Genomic DNA, 21,042 nt, shown 5'->3' on the forward strand with positions numbered 1-21,042 from the left:
ATGGCCAACTTCACACTCCAGCAAATCCGCGACCAACAAATGCTTGACACCCCGCTGAGCGGGCAAGCGATCACTGCGCAAGCGCGCACGGTCTACCGGGTCAAGGACGCCACGGGCGCACAGCCGCACAAACTGGTGCTCAAGCGCCTGGGCAAAGACCTGATGGTTGAAGTGCAAGGCCAGCTCGTGTTGACGCTGAAAAACTTTTACGGCCAAGCCGAAGTGGCAGGCCAGCGTTCCCAATACCTGCTCGACGGCAACACCCCTGGAGACCCATGGGTGGTCGATGGCCGTGAGCCGCAGCAAAAAATCTCCGCCAACGAAGATCTCGTCTGGAAGCTGGATGACAGCTTCACACCAGCTGCGATGTCGTTTGAGCAACAGCAATCGGTTTGGCAGCAATCCGAGTTGAAACAAGAGCGCTCGCTGGACGAGCAGCTTCGCCACAACATCGCCCAAGTCCTGGCCCGCGATGCATCAGGCACCCCAGCGCCTTTGTCTGCAGCCGCCTCGGCAGGCCTGCCGCCGGCAGCGGCCACACAGGCTCCACAAGAGCCAGCGCCTCCTGCCCCTACCGCTCTGCTCGAAGCCAGCAGCGACAACGGCCTGAGCAACTCAGACCGCATCACCAGCATCACCACGCCCATGCTTTCAGGCAAGGGTTTGGCGGGGCACACCATCACCATCAAAAACGCGGCAGGCCAAGTGCTTGCCACCACCCAAGTGGACGCCAATGGTGATTGGCGCGTTGTGACCACTGCGCTGCCACAAGGCGTGCAAACCCTCAGCATCACCCAGACCAGCCCCTCGGGCCTGAGCAGCCAGCCGGCCACCATCGAGCTGACCATCACTGGGGACCTCACCATTGTGGGCAGCGTCACCGCCGGACCGACCAGCGAAGGCGTCACGCTGTTCGCCTACGACGACCAGGGCAACGAGCTCGGTTCGGCCGCTATCCAAAGCAACGGCACCTTCAGCATCCTGGCCCCCACGCGGGGCAACTACCGTGGTGTGGTGCTCCTCAAAGCCGTGGACAGCAACGGCGCAGGCAACAACTACCTTGACGAAGTCACCGCCGCCAACAAAAGCCTGGGCGTCACATTGCGTGCCATGGGTGTGGCACAAGAAGGCCGCAGCCAGTTCACCATCAACCAGCTCGATGCCCAGCTCGAAATCCACATCACACCCGTGACCGAGTTGGCCGTCATCAAAGCCGGCGTGAACAGCAATACCGCCCCCGCCACCCAGGCCCTGGTGGACCAAAGCAACCAGGCCGTAGCCAAGGTGCTGGGTCTGAACGGCATCGACATCACCGCTGCCCCAATACCCACCAACAGCGGCCGCTTCAACGGGGCAGACGGTCTGAGTGACGCCGAAAAATACGGTCTGCTGCTCACCAAGCTCTCTGGCCTCGACAGCCTCAATGGCGGCAGCGTGTCCATCACGCTCACGCAACTGGCGCAAAACATCAACACCAGCGGCGCCGGTGCCATCACTGCCGAAGGCGCGGCCATGGTCGACCAGGGCCGCCAGCAAGCCCTTACCGCCCTCAAAAACGCCCCCGGCACCGCCGAAAAAACCTTCACCACCGACAGCACGCTCAACCGCCAGTTGCTGGGCGATGTCATCGTCCAGGCGCAAACCCTTGACGCCAACGGCAAGCTGGCGGTCAGCGGTATCGCGCTACCCGGCAGCACCGTGACCATCACTTTCCCGGATGGCAGCACTGGCAGCGCCGTGGCCAACGGCAGTGGCGTGTTCACGCTCACCAGCGCAGCCGTTCAGCCCACGCTCGACATTGCATTGAAAATCGTCGGTGCCGACGGCTTGGCCCAGCCTACAGTGCTCACCCCACCTGCAGCCCCCATCATCGACACCGGCAACGGCAAAATCGTCAGCGGCACCGGCACCCCGGGCACCACCGTTACCGTCACCGACGCCGCAGGCCAGGTTGTGGGCACCGCCGTCGTCGACGCGCTGGGCCAATGGAGCCTTTTGCCTGCCGCACCACTGGCCGACAACGCCGTGCTGCGCGCCTCGGCCTCCGACAGCTCAGGCAACGTCTCTGGCCCCGGCGTGGGCACGGTCGACGTTGACCAAGTCAGCGTGCGCTTGGGCGAAGCGGCCGACGGCTACATCAACGCCGCCGAGAAAGCCAGTGGCGGCATCAACCTCGACATCGGCCTGCCCGCCACAGCCCATGTGGGCGACACCATCAGCACCGTGATCACCCTGCCCAATGGCAGCACACTCACACTGGTCGATGTGCTCACCGCCGCCGACATCACCGCCGGTGCCATCACCCGCACCCTCACACCGGCCCAACTGGCCACCGACGGCCTCTACAACGCCGGCATCTCGCTCGTCACGCAAGTGGGCCAGAGCGTGCCCGTGCGCCAAAGCTTCATCGTGGACGCCACGCCGCCTGCAGCGCCCATCGTCTCGCCATCCAACGGACAGATCATCAACGGCACAGCCGAAGTTGGCAGCTTCGTCACCGTCAAGGACGGCAGCGGCCGCATCATCGGAACCGTTGGCCCGGTGGGAACCGACGGCAACTGGACGCTGCTGCCTGCACAGCCACTGCCCGACGGCACCGTGCTCAACGCCACCGCCACCGACGTGGCTGGCAACACCAGTCCCGTGGGCAGCAACAACGTGGATGTGGACGCGCTGCTGATCACCGGCGCGATCGACAGCGTCGGCCCCCAGCTTGGCCTGCTGGCTGACGGCTCCACCACCAACGACACCAGCCCCCAACTTGCGGGCACCCTGGGCGCCGGCCTCATGCCTGGCCAGACCCTGGCTGTCTACCGCCAGTTGAACAACGGCACCCTGGTCAAAGTTGGCACGGCCGACATCAGCGGCACCGCCTGGACCTTCCAGGACGGCACGGGCAGCGGCCTGACCGCGCCCCTGGCCGACGGCAGCTACACCTACCAAGTCGTGGTTGAAAGCAACGGCACTCCCGTTGGCGGACTCACGCCCTCTGGCTTTTTTGACATCACCGTCAGCACCGCTGCACCCGCTGCGCCAGCCACCACCGTGCCTGAAGCCACGGCAGGCGACACCTACATCAATGCCGCAGAAAAAGCTTCGGGCGGCGGCGTGCCCATCGTCACCCAGCTGGCTGTCAACGCCCGTGTGGGCGACGTGGTCACCACCACCGTCACGCTGCCTGACGGCAGCACCCGCGTGCTCAGCACCACCCTCACGCTGGCTGATATCCAGGCTGGCCAAGTCAGCCAACTGCTCAAATCCAGCGTGCTCGCTGGCGACGGCGTCTACACCGCCAGCACTACCATCACCTCCGGCGTCAATGGCCTGGTGAGCGCCCCCACCACCAACAGCTTCACGCTTGACACCGTGGCCCCCCCGCCATTCATCAGCGGTGGTGGTCTCGTCACGGCCTCAGGCGCACTCGACACCAGCAGCGACACTGGCACCCTGGGCGACAACAAAACCAAAGACAACACGCCCACCCTGAGCGGCTTCGCCGAACCTGACGCCACCGTGCAAATCGCGGTCAACGGGCAAACCTACACCGTCACCGCCAACAGCACCGGTGCCTGGACATTGCCCGCCACCGCCACGCTGCCCGACGGCACCTACACCCCCGTCATCACCGTCACCGACGCCGCAGGCAACAGCACCACCGGCAACGGTACCCCGTTCACAGTCGACGCTTCTGCCCCCGCCACACCCGGCGTGCAAATTCCTGAAGCCACCAGCGGCGTCAGCGCCGCCGAAGCAGCCAACGGCGTGGCCCTGGTCATCACGTTGCCCAACGACGCAGTCGAGGGCGACACCCTCACCACCGTCGTCAGCGCACCCGGCGGCGGCACCCTCACGCTCACCCGTGTGCTCACCGCCGCCGACATCACGGCCGGGCAAGTCACGCAAACGGTGCCTCAAACTAACCTGCTCACCAGCGGCAGCACCACCCAATACCGCGACGGTGCCTGGACCACCAGCACCACGCTCACCGACACCGCAGGCAACACCAGCGCCGCGCAAACCGACGGCTTTGAACTCTCGGCCAACGCCCCCACGATCGCGCTCAACACCATCGCCGTGGACGACACCGTCAACGCGCTCGAAAAATCCGGCGACCTGCCCATCAGCGGCACCACCAACGCCGAAGCCGGTCAGCCCGTCACCGTCCAGCTCATGAACGGCAACACCGTTGTGGGCACTTTCTACACCGTCGTCCAGCCCGATGGCACCTTTGCCCTCAACATCCCGCAGGCCCAACTGCCTGCAGACGGTGCTTACACCCTGACCGCCAACGTCAGCAACTTCGCAGGCACCCCGGCCACGCAAGAAAACCGCCCCCTCGCGTTCGACACCGCAGCCCCCGCCATCAGCGTCACCAGCGTGGCGGGTAATCCAGTCACGGGTTCGCAAAACGGTGAGTTCAGCGCTGCCGAACGCGGCCTCTTGAACGACAACACCGTTGACGTGTTGCCCGTCATCAGCGGCACCACCGACGCCGAGGTGGGGCAGACCGTCACGCTCACGCTCAACGGCAAGGCCTACACCACTGCGGTGCTGGCAGGTGGCACCTGGTCCTACACACTCAGCAACGCGGATGCCTTGGCCCTGAACCACGGCAGCACCTACGCCATTTCGGCAAGCGTCAAGGACGTGGCGGGCAACAGCGCCAGTGACATCAACAACAGCCTGGTGGCCAACATTGCCAACCCCGACATCCCCACCGTGGTGGAGCAGTTCACCGGCAGCCACACGCCCACCATCACCGGTCGGGCGCAAAAGGATGCAGGTGGCGGCAGCTACATCGCCCTGGCCAATGGTGACGTCCTCAGCGTCACGGTCAACAGCGTCACTTACACCCTCACCGTGGGTGGCACCTCAGCGCCCGCAGGCCTGAGCTACAACAGCACCAACAGCACATGGTCTCTGGTGCCCGCCAGCATTCCCAACGGCGACCACAACGTCACTGTCAGCGTCACTGCCGGCAGCGTGACGCAGGTCGACATCAGCACGACCGAGCTGCACATCAACGATGTGCCCTCGGCCATCACGCTCAACCCCATCAGCGGCGGTACGCTCAACGCCGCCGAAGAAAACCAACCCCTTCCCATCAGCGGCAGCACCAACGCCCCTGTGGGCTCGGCCGTCACGGTCAACATTGGCGGCGTCGACTATCCAGCCACCGTCCAGGTCGGCGGTACCTTCACCGTCACCGTGCCCGGCACCGCAGTAGCAGCCCTAGTCGATGGCACACAAACTGTCACCGCCAGCGTGGTCAACCGCTACGGCGTCACCGGCACCGACACCGAAACCCTGATCGTCGACACCACCGCGCCGAGCGCCCCCACCGTGGCCCTGCCCGAAGCACCGGGCGGCATCAGCGCACTCGAAGCCGCCAACGGCACACACCTCGTCGTCACGCTGCCTGCTGACGCCCGGGTCGGTGACACCGTCACCACCGTGGTGCTCGACCCCAACGGGGGCAGCACTGTGCTCACGCACGTCATTCAGGCCAGCGAGCTGCCCGCTGCTCAAGGCGGCACCGCCACGGGCACCGGTCCGTTCACCATCACCCAGACCGTCCCGTCTACCGCCTTGACGGTCGACGGCCCCTGGACCACCAGCACCACCCTCACCGACACCGCAGGCAACACCAGCGTGCCGCAGCCAGGCGCCTTTGTGCTCGACACCACGGCCCCCGGCGTGCCCGGCGTGGCATTGCCCGAGGCCGCCAACGGCGTCAACGCAGCCGAAGCGCTGAGCAACGGCGGTACACCGCTCAACGTCACATTGCCCGGCGATGCCGGTGTGGGCGACACCGTGACCACCGTGGTCACCTTGCCCACCGGCGGCACCCTCACGCTCACCCATGTGCTCACGGCCGCCGACATCACGGCCGGCACCATCAGCCAACTCATTCCCACCAGCGCCCTCACGCAGGACGGCACCTGGACCACCAGCACCACCGTCACCGACCTCGCAGGCAACGCCAGCGCCCCGCGCACCGGCAGCTTTGTGCTCGACACCACGCCGCCATCGGCACCGGCAGCTGCACTGGCACCCGCCAGCGATTCCGGCACTGTGGGCGACAGCATCACCGCTGACAACACGCCCAGCATCAGCGGCACCGGCACCGCTGGCGACACCATCACCGTCACCTTCCCGGGCGGTGAGGTCAAGACCGCCGTGGTTGCCGCTGACGGCACTTGGTCCGTCACGCCCACCACCCCCCTGGCCGATGGTGTGAACACCATCACCGTCACCGCCACAGACCCGGCGGGCAACGTCAGCGCCCCCACCGCGCTGCCGATCACCATCGACACCACCGTGCCTGCAGCGCCCACGGCCGCGCTGGCCACCGTGAGTGACACTGGTACCCTGGGCGACAGCCTCACCAAAGACAACACACCCACTGTTCAAGGCACCGGCGCGCCCGGTGACACCATCACCATCAAGGACGCGGCGGGCAACGTCATCGCCACCGCCTTGGTCGACGCCAACGGCAACTGGAGCGCCACCACCACCACGCTGCCCGACGGCCTGAACACCCTCAGCGTCACCGCCACCGACCCGGCAGGCAACACCGGCCCGGCCGTGGCCTTGCCCCTCACCATCGACACCAGCGCACCCGCAGCGCCAGCAGCCGTGCTGGACCCCGCCAGCGACAGCAGCACCAAACTCGACGGCATCACCAGCGACGCCACGCCCACCATCAGCGGCACCGGCACCAACGGTGACACCATCACCGTCACCTTCCCCGGTGGCGAGGTCAAAACCGTCACCGTGGTCAACGGCGTCTGGAGCGTCACGCCCACCAACCCGCTGCTCGACGGCCTGAACAACATCAGCGTCACCGCCACCGACCCAGCAGGCAACACCAGCCCCGCCACCACGGTGCCCGTCACCATCGACACCACGCCGCCGGCCGCACCGCTGGCCGACGTGGCTGCCGCCAGCGACACCGGCCCGAGCAATACCGACAACATCACCAGCGACACCACGCCCACCATCAGTGGGGCAGGGGTAGCGGGTGACACCATCACCGTGACCTTCCCGGGGGGCGAAGTCAAAACCGCCGTGGTGGCGGCTGACGGCACCTGGTCCGTCACACCCACCACCGCCCTCGGCACCGGGCTGAACAACATCACGGTCACTGCCACCGACCCGGCTGGCAACACCAGCGCGGCCACCACCGTGCCCGTCACCATCGACACCACGGCTCCGCTTGCGCCCACCGTCAGCGCACAAGCCACCAACGACAGCACCCCGGTCATCACCGGCACCGCCACCCTCGGCGCAGGCGAAACACTCACCGTCACCGTCAACGGTGCCACCTACAACGTCACTGTGGGTGCAGGCGGCGTCTGGAGCCTCAACACCGGCGCCACCGCGCCGGTCAGCGGCACCCTGGGTGCGTTTGTCGATGGTCAGACCTACCCCGTGATTGCCACCGTCACCGATGCGGCAGGCAACGCCACCAGCGACACCACCACCGGCGAGCTGGTGTTTGACACCACGGCCCCCTCGGTGCCCACCGTCAACCCCCTGGCCACCAACGACAGCACCCCCGTCATCACCGGCACGGCGAATCTGCTGGCCGGTGAGACGCTCACCGTCACCATCAACGGCGCCACCTACAACGTGACCGTCGCCACCAACGGCACCTGGCGTCTGGACACGGGCGCCACCACGCCTGCCAGCGGCACCTTGGGTGTGTTTGTCGATGGCACCAGCTACCCCGTCGTGGCCACCATCACTGACGCGGCTAACAACAGCACCAGCGACACCAGCACCAACGAACTGCGGTTCGACACCACCGCCCCCTCCGCCCCGGCAGGCGACGTGGCCGCGGCCAGCGACACCGGCATCAGCGCCACCGACAACATCACCAGCGACACCACGCCCACCATCGTGGGCACCGGCACCGCGGGCGACACCATCACGCTGTATGCGCCCAACGGCACCACCGTGCTCGGCACCGCCGTGGTCGATGCGGCAGGCAACTGGGCCATCACGTCCACCGCCTTGCCGCCAGGCACCAGCGCACTGCAAGTCACCGCCACCGACCCGGCAGGCAACACCAGCGCACCGGGCACCGTGAGCGTGACGATTGACACCACCGCCCCCGCAGCACCCGCCGCCGTGCTCGACCCCGGCAGCGACACCGGCACCCTGGGCGACAGCACGACCAACGACAACACGCCCACCCTCAGCGGCACCGGCGTGACCGGTGACACCATCACCATCAAAGACGCGGCAGGCAAAGTCATTGCCACCGCCGTGGTCGATGACTATGGCAACTGGAGCGCCACACCCACCACCGCGCTGCCCAACGGCCTGAACGCGCTGAGCGTCACCGCCACCGACCTGGCGGGCAACGTCAGCCAGCCCACCGCGCTGCCCATCACCATCGACACCACCGCGCCTGCCGCACCTGCCGCCGCCCTGGCCAGCAGCAGCGACACCGGCATCGTGGGCGACGCCAAAACCGCCGACACCACACCCACCCTCACGGGCACCGGCACGCCTGGCGACACCATCACCGTCAAAGACGCCAGCGGCAACGTGATCGCCACGGCCACTGTGGCCCCGGACGGCAGCTGGTCTGCCACACCCACCACGCCGCTGGCCGACGGTGTCTACAACCTGAAAGTCACCGCCACCGACCCGGCCGGCAACACCAGCGCGCCCACCACCGTGCCCGTCACCATCGACGCCACGGCCCCCAACGCCCCCACGCCCGACGTGGCCGCCACCAGCGACACCGGCAGCAGCAGCACCGACAACATCACCAGCGACACCACGCCCACCATATCGGGCACCGGCAACGCAGGCGACACCATCACGCTGTATGCGCCCAATGGCACCACCGTGCTCGGCACGGCCGTGGTCGACGGCAGCGGCAACTGGGCCATCACGCCCACCACCGCCTTGCCCGACGGCACCACCAGCCTCAGCGCCACCGCCACCGACCTGCAGGGCAACACCAGCGCACCCGGCAGCGTGAGCGTCACCATCGACACCACTGCGCCCGCCGCGCCTGCAGCGGCTTTGGACAGCAGCAGCGACACGGGCAACCTGGGCGACAGCAAAACCAACGACACCACGCCCACGCTCAGCGGCACCGGCACGCCCGGCGACACCATCACCATCCAAAACGCAGCGGGCACCACCGTGGGCACCGCCGTGGTCGATGCCAACGGCAACTGGAGCACCGCCACGACCACGCTGGCCGAAGGCCTCAACGCCCTCAGCGTCACCGCCACCGACAAGGCCGGCAACACCAGCGCACCCACCGCGCTGCCCATCACCGTCGACACCACCGTGGCCGCACCCGTCATCGCGCCCACCAACGGCGTGGGCGCGGTCTCTGGCACCGGTGAGCCGGGTGCCACCGTCACCCTCATGAACGGCGCCACCGTGCTGGGCACCGCCGTGGTCGACGCCAGCGGCAACTGGAGCGTCCCTCTGGCCGCTGCCGTGCCCAACGGCACCTCGCTCAGTGCCACCCAGACCGACCTGGCGGGCAACACCAGCGGCCCCGACACCGAAGCGGTGGACACCTCCGTCCCCGTCATCAACCCGACCAACGGCGTGGTCCTGACCGGCACCGGCAAACCCGGCGACACCATCGCGCTGACCTTGGCCGACGGCACCGTGCTGCGCGACGCCAATGGCGCACCCCTGACCGCCGTGGTCGACAGCAACGGCAACTGGACCGCCACCCCCGGCGCACCCGTGCCCGACGGCACCGTGGTCACCGCCACCGCCAGCTACGACGCAGACAACAACCCCGCCACCGCCCCGGTGGTGCGCTCGGTCACCGACAGCACCACCGTCGACGCTCTGCCACCCCCGGCCCCCGTGGCCAGCCTGGCCCTGGCCAGCGACAGCGGTCGCGTGGGCGATGGCTTGACCAACAACACCACACCCACCCTCAGCGGGGCGGGCGCCAGCCCGGGCGACACCATCACCTTGTACGCCCCCGACGGCACCACCGTGCTGGGCACTGCCGTGGTCGCGGCCGATGGCACTTGGTCCATCCCCGTGCCCACACCCCTGGCCCAAGGCACCCACAACTTCCAGCTCACCGCCACCGACCCCGTGGGCAACACCAGCGCCCCCACCACGCTGCCGGTCACCATCGACACCAGCGCACCAGCGGCGCCCACCGTCGCACTGGCCACCAGCAGCGACAGCGGCACCCTGGGCGACAGCATCACCAGCGACAACACGCCCACCCTGAGTGGCACCGGCACGCTCGGCGACACCATCACCATCCGCGACGCCGCAGGCAACATCATTGCCACCGCCACCGTGGCCGACAACGGCAGCTGGACAGCCACGCCCACCGCCGCCTTGCCCGAGGGTCTCAACACCCTCAGCGTCACCGCCACCGACCCGGCTGGCAACACCGGCCCCGCAGCGGCACTGCCCCTGACCATCGACACCACCGCGCCAGCTGCGCCCACAGCGGTGCTGGCCAGCAGCAGCGACAGCGGCACCTGGGGCGATGGCATCACCAACGACACCACGCCCACCCTCAGTGGCACTGGCACGCCCGGCGACACCATCACCATCAAGGACGCGGCGGGCAACGTCATCGCCACCGCCGTGGTTGGGGCAGGGGGCACCTGGACGGCCACGCCCACCACCGCCTTGCCCGAGGGCCTGAACACCCTCAGCATCACCGCCACCGACCCGGCCGGCAACACCGGCCCTGCCACCGCGCTGCCCATCACCATCGACACCACCGGCCCTGCTGCACCTGCTGCCGTGCTGGCCCCCGTGAGTGACAGTGGCAAGCTGGGCGACAGCACCACCAGCGACACCACGCCCACGATTCAAGGCACCGGTTTTGCGGGTGACACCATCACCATCAAGAACGCGGCAGGCACCGTCATCGCCACCGCCACCGTGGCCCCCGACGGCACCTGGTCGGCCACACCCACCACCGCCTTGCCCGAGGGCGTCAATACCCTGAGCATCACCGCCACCGACCCCGCTGGCAACACCGGCGCGGCCACCACGCTGCCCATCACCATCGACACCACTGCGCCCGCTGCCCCATCGGCCGCGCTGGCCAGCAGCAGCGACACCGGCACCGTGGGTGACGGCAAAACCAACGACAACACGCCCACCCTGAGCGGTACCGGCACGCCCGGCGACACCATCACCATCCAGGACGCGGCAGGCAACGTCATCGCCACTGCGGTGGTCGACGCCAACGGGCAATGGAGCGCCACCACGTCCACGTTGCCTGACGGCGTGAACAACCTGAGCGTCACCGCCACCGACCCGGCAGGCAACACCAGCGCCCCCACGGCGCTGCCCATCACCGTAGACACCAGCATCGGCCCGATCAGCATCGACGCCAGCAACGGCATCGGCGCCATCACTGGCACCGGCGAACCGGGGGCCACCCTGACCCTGAAGGACAGCGCCACCGGCGCGGTCATCGGCACCGTCACCGTCGCCCCCGACGGCAGCTGGAGCGTGCCGCTCACCACGCCGCTGCCCGATGGCACCATCCTCAGCGCCACGCAGGTCGACGCGGCAGGCAACACCAGCAGCCCAGAAAGTGAAACCATCAACACCGCCATCCCGGTGCTCGCGCCCAGCAATGGCAGCGTCATCACCGGCACCGGCAAACCATTCAACACGATTTCAGTCACCGACGATAACGGTGCCGTGATCGGCACTGCATTGGTGGACGCCAACGGCAACTGGAGCCTCACCCCCACCAGCCCGCTGCCCGACGGCACGGTCGTCACCGCCACCGACACCTCCAGCGGCCTGACCGACACCACCGTGGTCGACGCCACGCCTCCTGCACTGCCCGTGGGCGACGTGGCAGCCAGCAGCGACACCGGCACCAGCAACACCGACAACCTCACCAGCGACACCACGCCCACCATCACGGGCAGTGATGCCACGCCGGGCGACACCATCAAGCTCTACGCCCCCGACGGCACCTTGCTCGGCACCGCCGTGGTCGATGCCAACGGCAACTGGGCCATCACACCCACCACCGCGCTGAACGATGGCGTGCAAGCCCTCAAGCTCACCGCCAGCGACCCGCTGGGCAACACCACTGCGCCGGTGACCCTGAACGTCACCATCGACACCACCGCACCGGCTGCGCCCACCGCCACACTCAGCAGTGCCAGCGACAGCGGCACCCAGGGCGACAACATCACCAGCGACACCACGCCCACGCTCAGTGGCACGGGTGAGGCGGGTGCCACCATCACCATCAAAGACGCGGCAGGCAACGTGCTCGCCACCGCCGTCGTCGCCGCCGATCGCAGCTGGAGCGCCACCACCACCGCGCTGCCCGAGGGCGTCAATGCACTCAGCATCACCGCCACCGATGCGGCTGGCAACACCAGCGCCCCCACTGCGCTGAGCCTGACCATCGACACCACGGCCCCCGCCACACCGGCCGCGCCCGACATGACGGCCGCCACCGACCTGGGTGCCAGCCCCACTGACAACCTCACCAAAGACAGCACGCCAGACCTGGCCGTCACCGCGCCGCCTGCAGGCGGCTCGCTGGTGCTGTATGTCGACGGTGTGGCCGTGGCAGCCACCTACAACGCCGCCACCGGCACGCTCACACCCAATGTGGCGTTGACGGACGGTGCGCACAGCCTGACCTACGCCGTGGTCGACGCCGCAGGCAACGCCAGCCCGACCAGCACCGCCTTGGCGGTCACCATCGACACCGCGGCCCCGGCCCAACCGGCCGCGCCCGACATGACCGCGGCCACCGACAGCGGCAGCAGCGCCACCGACAACACCACCAACATCAGCACCCCGGCGCTGGCCGTCACCGCACCGCCCGCAGGCGGCTCGCTCGTGTTGCTGGTCGATGGCGCACCGGTGGCCGCCACCTACAACGCCACCACCGGCACCCTCACGCCCGTTGTCCCCCTCACCGACGGTGCACACGCCATCACCTACCAAGTGGTCGACCCTGCAGGCAACGCCAGCCCGGCCAGCGCCGCCTTGTCGGTCACCATCGACACCACCGCGCCCGCGGCCCCTGGCGGCATATTGGCCCCCATCAGCGACAGCGGCACCGTGGGTGACAACACCACCAACGACGCCACACCCACCATCACTGGCACCGGCACGCCTGGCGACACCATCAAGCTCTACTCCCCTGATGGCATCACCGTCATCGCCACCGCCGTGGTGGCAAGCGACGGCACCTGGTCGGCCACGCCCACCGCCTCGCTGCCCAACGGTTTGCAAACCCTGCACATCACCGCCACCGACCCGGCCGGCAACGTCAGCCCCACCAGCGATTTGGCCCTGACCATCGTCAACACACCCACCACCTTTGGCGGTGACATCGCCAAAGCCATCACCGAAACCAACGCAGCCCAAACCGTCAGCGGCACGCTCACCTTCACCGACCCCGACGGCCCCACCACCATCACCGCGCTCACCAACGCGGCGGGCACGGGCGGCTACGGCACCTTTACGACCAACGCCACCACTGGCGCCTGGTCTTACACCATGAACACGGCGCAAGACGCGCTCACGGCAGGGCAGGTGGTCACCGACACCATCACCGTCAGCGCTGCCGACGGCAGCAGCCAAGTGCTCACCGTCACCATCACCGGCACCAACGACCAGCCCGTAGCGACCGAAAGCTTCAACGAGGTCTGGTTCCAGACCAACGAAGACTCACCCGCGCCGACCAACGGCGTGACGCTGGGCACCAAGGTCAGTGACATCTACGGCGGGCGAGTCGATGCCGAGGGGGCCGCCTTGGGTCTGGCTTTTGTCGGACCCAACGTGGCAGCCTCTCCCTATGTGGCGTCCACCAACAGTTACGGCACCGCCTGGTACAGCAACGACGACGGCGCCACCTGGCTCAACCTGGAAACCGCCACTGCCAGTGCCAGCCTCACCAACGCCTTCATCCTTGGCCCCAACGCTCGTCTTTATTTTCAGGGCAACCTCAACGAATACGGCACGACAGAGAAGGGACCCATACGTCTGTGGGACGGCACCGACGGCGCAACCTCGGGCACCTACAAAGACCTCACTGGCCTGACCGGCGCCACTGGTGCCTACTCGGCCGTCAATACAAATCTGCTTTACGGCCTGGACGGCGTCAACGACGCCCCCGTCAACACCCTCCCGGCAGGCTCCATCGTCACGAGCCCCAACACCGCCAAGGTCATCACCGGCCTGCAAATCTCTGACGTGGATACGTACAGCAACACCATGTCCGTCACCCTGTCGGTGACAGGCGGCACGCTGACGGTCTTGTCCGGGACAGGCGTGACGCCCACGGGAAGCGGCACGGCATCCGTCACCTTAAGCGGCACACTCAGCAGCCTGAACACGCTGCTGGCTAAAGCCAACGCGGTGACTTACACCCCCACCACCGGCTTCCTTGGCAGCGCCACGCTGACCATGACCACCAATGACCGCAACGGCATCAGCCCCAACTGGGACAACGGCTCCGGCGGTGCCTTGACGGATGTAGACACCCTGACCATCAGCGTTCTGCAAGAACAAGTCACGGTCGCCATCACCAACATCACCACCGACAGCGGCACCAGCAGCACCGACCGTATCACCAACGACAAAACGCCCACCATCAGCGGCACCAGCGACAAGTTCAACCGGCCGCTGACCCTGACCATCGCAGGCGTCACCTTCTCGGTCGTGACCGACAGCAGCGGCAACTGGAGCGTGGACACCGGTGTGCTCACGCCCACCTCGGGCACTTACGACAAAACCGTGGGTTTTGCCGACGGCCTCAAGGCCATCACGGTCAGCCTCTCGGGCACGCAGGGCGGCACCGGCACGGCCAGCAGCGATGTGACCATCGACACCAGTGCGCCCGCCGTGCTCGTCACCAGCGTGTTTGGCGACGCCGTGGTCGCAGCAGTCAACGGCACCTTCAGTGGCACCGAGCGTGGCTTTGACACACAGACCTACACCCTGGCCAGCAGCGTCAGCCCGCTGCCCGTCATCAGCGGCACCACCACCGCCGAAGATGGCCAGACCGTCACCGTCACCCTGAACGGCAAGACCTACACCGCCACCGCCTCTGCTGGCGCCTGGTCGGTCAGTGTGCCCTCGGCCGACGCCGTGTTGCTCAACCACGGCAATACCTACGCCATCAGCGCCAACGTCAGTGACAAAGCAGGCAACGCCGCTGTGGCCGACACCAACAACGGCGTGCTCGTCAACATCGCCCCGCCCGACGTGCCCACCGTGGTCAGCCAGACCACCCTCAGCACCACGCCCACCATCACGGGTGTGGCGCAAAAGCTCAACAACGGTAGCCCCGTCAGCCTGGCCACGGGTGACGTGCTCACCGTGGTCATCAAAGACAGTGGTGGGACAGCGCTAACCAATGGCACCTACACCCTGACCGTGAGTGGTGCCATCACCACCGACGGTAACCTGACCTACAACACCACCACCGGTGCCTGGAGCTTGGCTGTGCCCGCGGGCGTGTTGCCCGCTACCCTGGCCACCTACAACATCGACGTCAGCACCTCCGTCACGGGCTTCCCAACCCGCAGCGACATCAGCAGCGGCGAACTGCAGATCGTGGTGGCCCCCACCATCACCAGCATCCCCGAAGCGGCAGGTTCCTTGAACGTGGCCGAATCCACCAGCTTGGGCGGCACACCGCTCAACGTCGGCATCACCGGCACGGGCGCAGTGGCAGGCCAGACCATCACTGTCAATTGGGGCGGGCAGACCTTCACGCAAGTACTCACCGCCGCCGACATTGCGGCCAACAGCGTGTCCATCGTGGTGCCCACAGCCACCTTGCAGGCCGAAACCCCGGCCAACACCAGCGAAACCATAGCAGTCCGCGTGTCGCTGGGCAACGGCGTGACCAGCACAGCCACCAACGTGGCGGTGAACTTTGTGACGCCTGCTGCGCCAATCATCAGCAATACGCCGTGGACAACGACCAACACCATCAGCGTGATTGCGGGTATCCCAGAGGCCTACTACGACAAACACGCAGCCACATTTGCTGGGGTCACGTCTACAGCCTTTGACAACAAGCTTTACTACAGTGAAGCTGTCGCCACAGCGGACAGTGGTACCATTGTTCGCGTGCAGCTGCCTGTGGGCACAGGGGCCGTCAATCCCCCAGTGGTAGGTGATACGGTCACGCTGACCTGGGGTGACCAAACACTGGCGACCTATACGCTGACGGCAACCGATATCACTACCAACAAGTTTGTAGATATCACGGTGCCCTTTGCAACCATTGACAGCCAGGCTTTCGGTAACGTAGCGGTGACTGCCAAAATCACCAGTACAGCCAGTGGCAACTCTTCTGCCGCAGCACAAGTTTCTTTGGTTTGGGCATACGACCAACAGACTGCAGATCTGGCCAGTACCAGCAGTGGCTTCAACATCAATGGCCGCGCAGCCAGCAACACCACCGGGGTGAGCGGTCAGGACGCTGGCGTAGCCAATGTGGGTGATGTCAACGGCGATGGTTACGATGACTTTATCCTGCGTGACGCCTCGACGGCTTACCTTGTGTATGGACGTCCGGGCTTGGCCAACGTCGAACTGTCCACCTTGCAAATCGCTGGCAACACCAACGGTTTCATCATCAATGGCACAGCAGGTTCGATGGTCTCGGTCGGTGGCGACATCAACGGTGACGGTCTGAACGACGTCATCGTCAATGCGACATCGACCACCGCGTACGTTTACTTGGGTCAAACAAGCAGTCCAGGGTCCGTGACCCTGAGTACTTTTGCAGCAAGCAATGGCTACACCATCACTGCGCCATCGGCCATTCAAAGCTCCAGTGCGATTGGCGATGTGAATGGTGACGGTTATGACGACATGATCATCAAGTTGGGAACCGGCACAGGCTTCCCTACAGGCACGACTTATGTGTTGTATGGCAGTTCAAGTGTCAGCAACATCACACTGCCTACGGCGACATCCGGCTCGTTCAGCAACGGATACATTATCAACACACCCGCATCTGCTGGTTCCATTCAAATCGGCAGTCAAGTGCCGCCAGAAATTGGCGACTTCAACGGCGATGGCTACGGTGACTTTGCGGTCAGTTGGCGTAACAACTCGACAGGTGGTGCCACCACCGTCGGCGGCGTGAACGTGTATTTTGGTGGCCCTAACTTGACGGGCATGACGACAACAGACATGAGTGTCGCGGGGTCTGGTCGAGGATTCTCCATCAACGGCTTGACGATGCATTATTCGTTCACATCCAACAACGCCGGTGACGTGAACGGTGATGGTCTGGACGATCTGATCGTCAACGAAGGCAGTGATGCACAAGCCGGAACGCGCAGTTTTGTGATTTTCGGCAAGACAAGCGATGCACCTATCAACGTCTCATCGGTGGCGGCGGGCGTGGGTGGTTTTGTGATGAACGGCACTGCAAGCGATGTGGATGTGGTTGGCGACTTCAACGGCGATGGTTTGGCTGATTTGGTCGTGACACAAAGTGGGTTGACCGTGAATGGTGTCGCGTCTGGCGGTGCTTACCTAATCTACGGCCGAACAGCCACCACTGCGTTGACCCTGTCCAACTTGGCCGTCTCAGAAGGCTTCCGCATTGACGGTGTGACTGCTGGCGACACCACAGGCCAATCGGTCACAGGCGGTGGAGACATCAACGGTGACGGCTTTGCTGATTTGGTGATCACGTCACCTTATGGTGACCCTATCAGTCCTGCTCGCACAGACGCAGGTATTACCCGCGTGGTGTTTGGCGGGCCGAGCCGCCTGAATCCCATGACCTTCCAGCCCCTCAACGGCGACGCCATCGGCACCAGTGTTGCAGAAACGTTCGCAGGCACCAGCGGTGCCAACCAAATCGTTGCCGGCGACGGCAACGACACGCTGATCGGCGCAGGCGGGGCCGACGTGCTGTACGGCGGCCGCGGTGACGACCTCATCGAAATCAATGGCAGCAACATCGCGGCTTTGGGCACCAACAGCGGCAATGCTTCGCAAGCCATTTCCCGCATCGACGGCGGCAGCGGCACCGACACTTTGCAGCTGCTCGACTCGCTGGACCTGGGCACCATCCGCCCGGCCGCCATTCAGAGCATCGAGCGCATCAACATGTTCTCTGCAGGCACCTCGCTGACCATGGGCCTGCTCGATGTGCTGGGCTTGTCCGAGAAAAACAACCCGTTCAACACCGCCACCGGCTGGATCGCCACGAGCACTGGCGGGGCAACCGGTTGGGGCACCGTCAACGTGGGTGCGCAAGTGGTGGTCGATGGCACATCAACCAATGACCTGTACCTGAGCGGCAGTTGGCAAAGCATTGGCACCGTGCAAAACACCGTTGGCGGCGTGACCAAGACCTACAAGGTATTGAGCGACCTGACCAACGCCGAAGCGCAGGTGCTGGTGGACAGCAACGTCAAGGTGCACATGGCACCGACCATCGTGAGCACAGCCAATGAGTTGGCCGGGGGGCTGAGTCCGACAGAAGCCAACAGCAACAGTGGCACACCCGTGGCCATCAGCTTGTCTGACACCGGCGCGGTGGCAGGCAACACCATTCAGCTCAACTGGGGCGGGCAGATCGTTCGCTACACCCTGACAGCCAATGACATTGCCGCAGGCACCGCCAATGTGCTTGTGCCCACAGCCACATTGACCACCGTGACGGCCATGGGCACCACGGCCAATGTGCCCGTATCGGTCACCTTGCTGGACGGCTCGACCACCGTGTCGGCAGGCGACCCGCAGACCATTCCGGTTAACTTTATTGTGGCCACGGCCCCGACCATCTGCGCCACCGCCTGGGCCGCCACCGGCGCAGGCAGCACCAGCAACCTGACGGGTATTCCTGAGGCGAACTACGCTTACCAAACCACCACCGTGCCCACCACAGCACCCGCAGGTGTACCGGTAGACGCCGCGCTGTACAACTCCGAAGTCTATGGAACTGGCACCGTGGTGCGTGTACAACTGCCTACGGCAGGCACCGTGCCACCCAAGGCGGGCGACACCGTGCTGCTGGTCTGGGGTGCCGCTGCACCGGTCAGCTACACGCTGGTGTCCGCTGACATCACGGCCAAGTATGTGGACTTCACAGTACCCGAGGCCACCATCCGCAGCCAGGGCTATGGCATCGCTTCGGTCACGGCGCAAATCATCACGGCCAGCGGGGCCGAGTCTTCCTTGGCCAAAGTCGATGTCAACTTTGCCTTTGACTTGCCGCTGGCCATTCCGGGCAGCCCCACTGCGCCGGGCTATGGCTATGTCTTGAACGGTGGCGGCGTCGCTGGCACCACCGGCGCAGTCAACAACCAGTACGACGCTGTGGGCGGCTCGGTGATCAGTGTGGGCGACCTAAACCGCGATGGCCTGGACGATGTGCTGGTTGCCGACAGCGCCAACTACAAAACCTATGTGGTCTATGGCCAGACCGGTAACACCAAGGTGGAACTGTCGACGTTGGACGCGGGCAGCAACACCCAGGGTTTTGCCATCTCCAGCCCCGCTTACATAGGGCGCCTGTACTACAACTCGGCCAGCACCGACTTCAACGGCGACGGCCTGAACGACATCATGCTGACCATGGCCAAATCGGCGACAAACCCTGACGGTGGCGGTAACCGTGTGTTTGTGGTTTATGGCCGTACCGATGGTTCGGTGGTCAACGTTGCCAACATCGAAGCAGGCACCGCCGTGAGCCAGGGCCTCATGGTCATCGACGCCAACTCGGGCGCCGGCATGGGTAATAACAACTACACCTACGCAGGTTCAACCGATACAAGACCCCGTTTCGGTGGCAATGGTTTGCCGTCCAACATTGGCCTGTTCGATGCGGGTGATGTCAACGGCGACGGCATCAACGACTTCATCGTGGGTGAAAGCTGGGCTAACACCGACACGATCAATGGCCGTGCCTTTGTGATGTTTGGCACCACGGGCACCAACACGCCCAATTTGGTGCTGCCGCACATGAGCAGCAACCCCACGTCCATGAGCAACGGCTTCTTCATCAATGGCGATGGTCCGCAAACCATCGGAAGCGTGGGCGGTGGTGGCGACGTCAACGGCGACGGCCTGGCCGATCTGGTGGTGGGCGGCACCTTTGGCAAAGCCGGTGGTTCAGCCTATGTGGTGTTTGGCAAGGCCAATGGCAACACACTGAGCGTGTCGTCATTGACGGCAGCCGCAGGCACCAGCGGCTTCAAGATCACCGACGCCGTGCAAGGTCTGGACGCCTTGGGCGTGGACCTGTCACCCAAAATCCAGATGCTGGGCGACGTCAACGGTGACGGGCTGGACGATGTGTCTGTTACCCAATACGACCGCGCCGTGGTGGTGTTTGGCAAGGCCGATGGCAGCTCGGTCAGTGTCAGCGCCATTGCCGCAGGCACCAGCAGCGCAGGCTTTGTGGTCAAGGGCTCGTCTGCCCTCGACGGCTACATGGGCTTCTTGTCGAATGTGGGCGACGTGAACGGCGACGGCCTGGACGACATGGCCGTGAACTCTTCGCAAGGTCGCTCTTACCTGGTGTTTGGCCAGACCGGCAGCGCCGCAGTCGATTTGATGGTGCCCGACCTCAACAAGTTTGTGCCCATTACCAACCAGATCAACCCCAACGGCACCGTGCAAAGCGCCATGGGCCAGGCCATGATCACGGCAGCAGGCGACGTCAACGGTGACGGCTTTGCCGACCTGTTGGTGGGTGTGCCCAAATCCGATCCAAGCGGTGCAAATGCCGTGACCGAAGGCAGGTCTTACGTTGTGTTTGGTGGTTTCTCTGAAGCATCGTCGCTGGTGGTGCAAGCCAGCAACGGCGACATCATCGGCACCACAGCCGCTGACACGCTGACCGGCACCAGCGGCAACAACCAGCTCATTGGCGGTGACGGCAACGACACCATCATTGGCGCAGGCGGTGCAGACGTCATGTATGGCGGCAAGGGCAACGACGTGTTTGTGCTCAATGCCGACAACGTGGCCATGCTGGCGCGCAACACGGGCAACGCCGCACAGGCGGTGGCCCGCATCGACGGCGGCAACGGC

1 protein-coding gene (cut by a window edge) is annotated in these 21,042 nt (G+C 65.5%); it reads left to right on the forward strand.

Features of this window, described 5'->3' with window-relative positions; all coding sequences use genetic code 11:
- Positions 1 to 21,042, forward strand: the 5' portion of a protein-coding gene (locus ACZ5VE_RS05175) for an Ig-like domain-containing protein (RefSeq protein ID WP_464456971.1). Its footprint extends 6,024 nt past the window's final position; only the first 21,042 of its 27,066 coding nucleotides appear in the window; the start codon lies at positions 1 to 3; its stop codon lies beyond the right edge, outside the window.

The organism is Limnohabitans sp. INBF003 (assembly GCF_055396645.1).